The 7,061-nt window shown below is 36.3% G+C and carries 5 protein-coding genes and 1 pseudogene; 1 reads left to right on the forward strand and 5 read right to left on the reverse strand.

Translation table 11 applies throughout. The features are described from left to right. Nucleotides 1–14: 14 nt before the first annotated feature. The 3 genes and pseudogenes from PTT44_RS02985 to PTT44_RS02995 all read right to left on the reverse strand — a co-directional run bounded on the left by PTT44_RS02985 (nt 15) and on the right by PTT44_RS02995 (nt 1,833). Nucleotides 15–836 (reverse strand): annotated as a pseudogene (locus PTT44_RS02985) (putative type VI secretion system effector). A 269-nt stretch (nt 837–1,105) separates the two neighbouring features. Beyond that, the gene (locus PTT44_RS02990) at nt 1,106–1,573 is read right to left on the reverse strand and encodes a hypothetical protein (protein WP_168158972.1); all 468 of its coding nucleotides are present in this window, start codon (nt 1,571–1,573) and stop codon (nt 1,106–1,108) included. Between the two features lie 11 nt (nt 1,574–1,584). After that, the gene (locus PTT44_RS02995) at nt 1,585–1,833 is read right to left on the reverse strand and encodes a hypothetical protein (protein ID WP_273795532.1); all 249 of its coding nucleotides are present in this window, start codon (nt 1,831–1,833) and stop codon (nt 1,585–1,587) included. Between the two features lie 165 nt (nt 1,834–1,998). On the opposite strand from PTT44_RS02995, the gene PTT44_RS03000 reads away from it, so the two are divergent. After that, nucleotides 1,999–2,865 (forward strand): tetratricopeptide repeat protein, encoded by an 867-nt coding sequence (locus PTT44_RS03000; protein ID WP_168158973.1) that lies wholly within the window; start codon nt 1,999–2,001, stop codon nt 2,863–2,865. 1 nt (nt 2,866) lies between these two features. Here the strand turns inward: PTT44_RS03000 and PTT44_RS03005 are convergent, their stop codons facing one another. Together PTT44_RS03005 and PTT44_RS03010 are read right to left on the reverse strand one after the other, a co-directional pair. Next, on the reverse strand, nt 2,867–4,162 hold the full coding sequence (locus PTT44_RS03005) for a lytic transglycosylase (protein WP_252726131.1): 1,296 nt from the start codon (nt 4,160–4,162) through the stop codon (nt 2,867–2,869). A gap of 12 nt (nt 4,163–4,174) precedes the next feature. Then, a complete protein-coding gene (locus PTT44_RS03010) occupies nt 4,175–6,985 on the reverse strand; it encodes a type VI secretion system Vgr family protein (protein WP_273795533.1) in 2,811 nt (936 codons plus the stop codon). Nucleotides 6,986–7,061: the final 76 nt, after the last annotated feature.

A 7,061-nucleotide genomic window follows, 5' to 3' on the forward strand; every position in this document is an offset into this window, starting at 1 on the left:
TTGTAGACCAGTCATCATTCACTAACTTTTTTCTTATCAAAATAATCTTCTGGATAAGGGTCTTGACCTTTTAACTTATTACGATATTTCATTACACTAATCTGAACACCATCATCAGTTAAAAAATCATTGTAAAATCCTGCTCTTTGGGATCATCAAATCCGAATTTTTCAAATATCTGCTCTGATAATGCTCCAAAATTTTCATATGACTTCCTATAGCCAAAATAATTAACAAAACCAGAAATTGCTACAGAAACAAATAAAGAAATTCCCACAATCTCCAGAAAGTATAAAATTGTGTTCATAGAATAGGAAAAATTAAAAATAAAATAAAATAAAAATAAAGAGAAAACCCCATGACAACAATGTAAAATAGTAAGTCTGCATAATAATCGCTTTATAGCCCTTTTTTACTGAGCGGCCCATTTCATAGATCATATAAAGCAAACCAGATTTAGGATCAAGAATCGCATAAACCTGATATCGACCATCTACAGGCTTGTCATTAATTACAGCTATCAGTTCATCATTTTCTTTAAAACGAACCGTCGTAAATTGCCCCAGTAAAGAATGTTCTTCTATTTCCCCTATAAACGTAATGCCATCTTTAGCTTTACCTGCCATTACTAGTATAGGAGCGCTGATCAGCAACGAACTACTTTCAGCCAGTACACCTGCAAAAGCAGTTCCAGCGGCAATTCCACCCACATTTTGATTTACTGGTATTTTGGATTTGGCTTTTTCTAAAGAATGGATTGGGCCTTGAACAAGCTTTAAATTTAGTTTCAAATAATTTACCTTAAATAACCTTTTAATTTCTAGGTGGTTATACATTCCGTTCTTTTTGCTCTATATAATTTTCTGGATAGGGAGCACTTTCAATAAGCTCACGATACTCAAACACGGTTTAAAGTAATAAATGATCTTCTCACTTTAAAATTGATTTTCAAGACACTAAAAAATTCTGCTTTAGCCGTATAAATAAAACCACTTTCCAAATGTAAATACGATTATTCTTTTTAGCAACTTCCTTAACAAGCTCATCGACCACCCATTTTTGACATAAACATATTAAAATAAATAAATTTTTAGGTTAGATAAATTTAACTTTTCATAAAAAAACCATATACCAAGAATATAATCCCAAGAATAAATCCTAGATACATAGATGAAAGGTTAATTAATAGCCACCCCTTATGTTTTTCTTCAAAGACCTTCACATTTTCTCTATATGTGTTTGGAATAATTGGTATTGGTTTATTTTTTTCATCATTTATAGATGGAAAGTGTAACTTTACAGACAAAGTTTTATAATTTGAGTAATATATTAAAAACCAATAAGCAACTACAACCAAATCTCCCCCAATTCTAGAAAACTCTTCTCCACCTCTCCCTCCAAAGAAAAAAATCAAAAAATCTCTCTGATTATTCTTTATATAGACTTTATTATACATATATGTAAACAACAGCAATAAAAGACCAAAAGGAATAATTAAAAAAACACAAATAAGAAATATATCATCAGTAACTATAATATCTCTAATTCTAATATTTTTTAAATCTTCAAACATAACTTATATTCCTAATTACATACACCTGTAATATTTCTTGCAACAGTTGTACCTACATAATTACCAGCAAAACCTAGACCAACTCCACCAATTACAGCACCAATACCTGCCCCGATAACTCCACCTATACCGATAGATGTTCCCCCTGTTGTAGGCGCTAATATTAAGCCAATTTTTACCCCAGCTATGGCACCCCATTCAGCCCCTAAACTTCCTAATAACATATTTCCACTGATATTATAAGTTTTTACTGGTTCCACTTTAACGATGTACGCTTCATGCTTTATAGTTTGTAGTATTTAATCTTCTTAATTTTTATAAAAAAAGTTATCTTGTTACAAAAAAACTACCTAATTAATTGTTATATATAAAAATTTAAATTAAAATCCATAGTTATCTATGTTCCATTAAAGTTTAAAATTTCTATGAAAAATCTTTTGGTTCTTGCATCACTTATCGTCTTGATTTCATGTAGTAGTACAAAACAAGAGCACGCTACAAATACGAAGAACTCAAATTCAGAAACAGTATACATTTATGATCAAGAAACAAACAAAAAGCTAAAACAAGCAGAAAATTTCATCAATAATGACCAATATGATAAAGCTTTTCCAATTTTATTCGAGTTAGCTAAACAAGGGAACCCAACCGCTCAAAATGATATTGGTGCAAGTTATCAGTATGGATTTAATGGCGAAACTGATGAAGCAAAAGCTATTCATTGGTATACATTAGCAGCTAAACAAAACCATGCCCCATCAATACATAACTTAGGCTTAATAGCATTTAACAATGCAAAAAATGAGCATGACTATCAAAAAGCATTAACCCTTTTTGAAAAAGCAGCTAAGCTTGGTTCTTATGAAGCTATTAATTATATTGGTATATATTATGAAAATGGCATTATATTTCCTCAAGAATCAACAAAAGCGCTTGAAAAATTTAAAATAGCAGCAGAGCATGGCAACGCATCAGGCCAATTTAATCTAGGTCAAGCCTATTACTATGGTAAAGGCGTAAAACAAGACTATAAAAAAGCATTTGAATGGTACACAAAGTCATCTGAGCAAAATTATGCAACAGCAGCTATTCAATTAGCAAGTTTATATGATGAGGGTAAAGGTACTGATAAGAATACTGACAAAGCTATTGAATTGGTAAAACCATATGCAGAACAGGGTTATGATCTTGCACAATACAATATTTCTCTTTACTATAAAGATAAAAATGAACTAGGAAAGTCTATATACTGGTTAGACCAGTATAAGAAAAATCCTAATAAGAGTGATTAAATTACTCTTTAACTTTTTTATTATAAATAAATAAAGGAATTACAATTGAAGCCCCAGCTTGATTATCAATACTTGGGGCCTTTATACTTTTTTTCCCTATATTTATCTGCCCCACACCACCAAGGCCACTCACTTTTTTCCTTTCCCCAGTTTCATAATCTTGGGTTGTAGATTTTACATTCATAACTCCCACATTATAAGCTCCTAAATTAACACTATTTGTTAGACTATATCCTGCTCCAGTCAATTCCGAAACATGTTTTGCATTAGTCTTAATATTACTTCCTGCAAGAGAAAATCCAATATCATCACTTAATTTTTTGACATTTCCACCATGTAAATTTATTGCACTCTTATCGATACTGATAGAGTCTTCAACAGCATAGTATAGCATCCAGTTCCCACGAGCATCATAGGCTACTCCTATTTCTAAGGAAGCGCCTAATATCTCCCATAACTGTGCTCCAATAGTTACAGAAATTTGTCGAGTATAATCTCCACTCACCTTAGTAACTGGGAATAAACCTTCAGTATATAATTTACTCAATATTAGCTTTTGATTACTTAGGCCTAAAAACTTTGCAGAATGATTTATTAACTTTAGTCTTTGGCCCGCATAAAGACTATATGTATCAATTACTTTATTATCTTGTTTAATTCTTTCTGCATTTAAATTAAACTTTCTTGCGATGCTTAATAAAGTATCACCAGCATTTACAATATAATCTATTTCAATAAAATAACCTTCTTTAGGAGCTGCGACATGAAGCATCATTTCATTTGATGCACTAGAACTCCCAATAAATATTTTCTGACCTACTTTAATTTTATTTGCATCAGAAATGTTATTATTTCTCATAAGTAGAGAAATTTCTTTGTTATATTTTTTGGCTATACTTGCTAAATTTTCACCAGATTTCACCTGATGATAGTCACTTTCATAAGTTTTAGATGGCCCTTTTACTTCTGTTGTAACCAAAATCTTCATTAAACTTAATGGTAGTGTTAATGTTGCTCCATTGAGGAAATAATCTTTCTCAATATTCTGCTGATAAATTTGTGTGAAGCTCTTATATTTTGTTGGTCCATCTTTTACATAAACTCTTAAAATTCCTTTTTCAGAATGTGTATAAAAAGTTTTTATTACCTTTCCAGTCTTTGTAGTTTGATCTTTATCTAGAATCCTAGTTGTAGTAGGAAACACTAGACTTTGAAAAGTCACTTTATAGTCTAAGTTTGGAATTTCCTCGTCAACATTTTTATATGTAAAGCGTAATTTAAATGCAATATTCGACATTATTTATACCAACTATTCTTTGCTATCTTGTTCATTTTCAATATAGCCAATAACTGGCTCATCTATATCAATAAAGACTTCTAAAGGCTCTGCAATTTCTGAATAAATCCTATTAGTCCGACCCCTTTCATCTAGTACACCTTCCAAATAAATTCCATCTTTTTTGCGGACACGATAAGAACTTTTTAAATAATCTGAATAAAGCTCAAGACTAGAAAAATCAAGACGATGGCTAAATTTTTTAACTTCAGCAAAAACTGGTTCTTTTAATATTGGTAAAGACATATTAACTTTAGTCCCACCCAAAAACTGATGCTGCCCCGCCTTACTCTCAAACTTTCCAGCAGTCGTTGAAAAGATACCTGTTCCATTCATCTTGATTTGAGAACCACCTGCTGTCAGATTAATCTCAGTTGGACTCGTGATATAAACGGTATCTTCCGTAGAAATAATCTGAATGCCTTTACGCGCAATAACATCCAGTGCATCACCTTGCGCTTGGATTTCAACCTTGCCCTTGCCTGCATAGGCTCTTAGCCCGTCCTGTGCTGCAAAGAGACTGATTTTCTCACTGGCATGTGCAATCAACGATTTCTGCGTAGAAAGGTTAATACTCTCCCCTGCACTTTGGCTGATCTGACCATCGGCTGAGAGATAAATATCTTCATTACTGCTAACAGCTATGGAGTTTGGTGCAGAGAGAATCATGATGGCTTGTTTAAATGCATCTGCCTTGTTTTGATCTTGTTGTTCAATCTGTTCTAAGAAGCCTTTTAAGTTTTCTAAAACATCAAGCGGATCCGTCTGTTGATTCTTCGCCACTTCACTTAATGCTTGGCTATTGTTTAAAGTCCCTTCAAGTTGTTGTTTGGCAGGTTGAGCATTCAGATGTGTACCTGCAGCTTGATCTTGTTTATGGCTACTGAGCAGTAACCCCTCACCTGCTCGAATCGCGCCCCATTGATCAGTTCGAAGCTCAAAGCCTTCTCCTCGTCCCTCACTTGTCTCCGTTTCTTTGGGGTGGCTGAGGTTGCCGAGGTTCAACTGAGTTGCCCCATGGCTGCTTTGCAGTTGAGTACTGATCTGGTCAGTTGTGTCATCGAAGCGCAGTTGGTTATAACCTTCACCTCCAACTTCTTTAGAGCGAATCCCAGCTAGTTTCTTGGTTTCTGGCAATTGACCTTTCTGATCAAATTTCGTTGGGCTGCGCTGCGCTTCATGAATCCGCCCAACCACAAAGGGACGGTCAAGATTGCCGTCAAAGAAATCAATCACCACGATTTCACCAATGCGTGGTAAAAAGCGTGCGCCATAGCCCTCACCCGCCCATGGGGTCAAGACATCAACCCATGCCGAGTCTGTATCATTGTCATTGGCGCCTGCACCACCGTCATGACTGTGGTCATCGTTGCGGGTAAAGAGGAAGCGAACTTTGATCCGCCCCCATTCATCCACATGAATTTCTTCGCCACTTGGTCCCACGACTTTGGCACGTTGTGGGTGTGTGGCTGGTCGGTGCTCTATCGGGTTATAAACTGGAACGGTCGTGATGTGACGACGCTGTAAACTCAAGTGGTTGGCTTGGCGTTCACTTGGCACTGTGCTGGTTTTGAGTGACCATTGGCTTTGTTTCAGCAAATGCTGAATTTGCTCACTCAAATCTTTGGGCAAGTTGTTTTGATTATAGAAAGTCTTGGTCGTGATCAGAAATTCTTTGTCTGCGTCACTGTGTTGATCAAGTTCAGGATGTTCATGTAACTCAAACCAATACCCTACTTGGGCATCACGTACGGTGCTCTGTGCAGTGAATTGTTTCGCCTGTTGGTTGTAGACATTACTCAGGGTTTGATTGAGTTTTTCAATTTGGCTGTTTGATGCTGCGGTCGCCTGATCTTCTCCATTTAAATCTTGCATCCATGCAGGGCTAATATGCCACGCTTGTTCTAGGCTGAGGCTAGCATTGTCTTGTTGTGTGCTATGTTGATGTTGGCTTTGGACTGAACCTGCGCCTTCTTCTTGACTCAAGTGATCGGCTTGCCAACGTTGGATATAGACTGCAGTCGGTTGTAGGCTGCGCTGTGCACTCAGACTGATGATGCTATCCTTTTGTTCGGTAGCACTAGAACGATGAAAACGAATTTGTCGACGCTTTAAGGCTTGGAACTGACTGTTGTCATCCAAGAGTCTAAGTTTTTGAGCTTGAATCGGATGACGAGTATGAGGTACATACAGTTCAGCTTCATCAATTAGCCAGTTGATGCCTTCACTGCGCCAGAGCCGTGTTAGAAAGTCATAATCGGTTTCATTTGACTGCATGATGAAGGGACGGACATCGGTCTCTGTATTTAAACCAGAAAGATCAAGACTGAGGCTAGCAGCAAATAGCGGACTTTTGCTCTGCCATTCCTTAAAGAGTATTTCACTGACATCTCGCACACTTTTATTCATAAACACTCGGCTGTTGCGACGTTTATGCCAAAGTGCCGTTGCGTCTTCTAAGCGAAGTTTATACAAGGTCAGTGCACCATCACTTTGTCCTTGTTCGGCTTGAGTGATGATCCCTGTGCTGCGAAATAATGTGCCTTGGTCTGTGACCTGATCGACCGCGACTTGTACCCCGATAAATTGTTTCAGTGGAATCAGAGCATTGGTTGAGAGGCAGATCAATTCAACGTTTAAACCTTGGTTTAATGCATGTGTGCCTTCAATATGCTGCAAAAAGATGTCATGATTTAATGCAGCATGTGAAAATTGTGCATGAATGGCACGTTTTTGTGCACTTAACCCCAATTGCTCAAGCACTTGAGTGATTGTATTTATCATCGTCTATATTTTTAAAAAGTAAGTTTCAGTCAACATTGATCGCAAACAACGATCATAAATTAGGCGCCATTATAGC

It is taken from the genome of Acinetobacter sp. Gutcm_16 (assembly GCF_028649355.1).
GTDB lineage: Bacteria > Pseudomonadota > Gammaproteobacteria > Pseudomonadales > Moraxellaceae > Acinetobacter > Acinetobacter johnsonii.

Excerpts from the sequence above, each read along its gene's own strand:
- PTT44_RS02990 (WP_168158972.1), bottom strand. The coding sequence starts at position 1,573 with ATGTTTGAAGATTTAAAAAATATTAGAATTAGAGATATTATAGTTACT.
- PTT44_RS03000 (WP_168158973.1), top strand. The coding sequence starts at position 1,999 with ATGAAAAATCTTTTGGTTCTTGCATCACTTATCGTCTTGATTTCATGT.
- PTT44_RS03005 (WP_252726131.1), bottom strand. The coding sequence starts at position 4,162 with ATGTCGAATATTGCATTTAAATTACGCTTTACATATAAAAATGTTGAC.
- PTT44_RS03010 (WP_273795533.1), bottom strand. The coding sequence starts at position 6,985 with ATGATAAATACAATCACTCAAGTGCTTGAGCAATTGGGGTTAAGTGCA.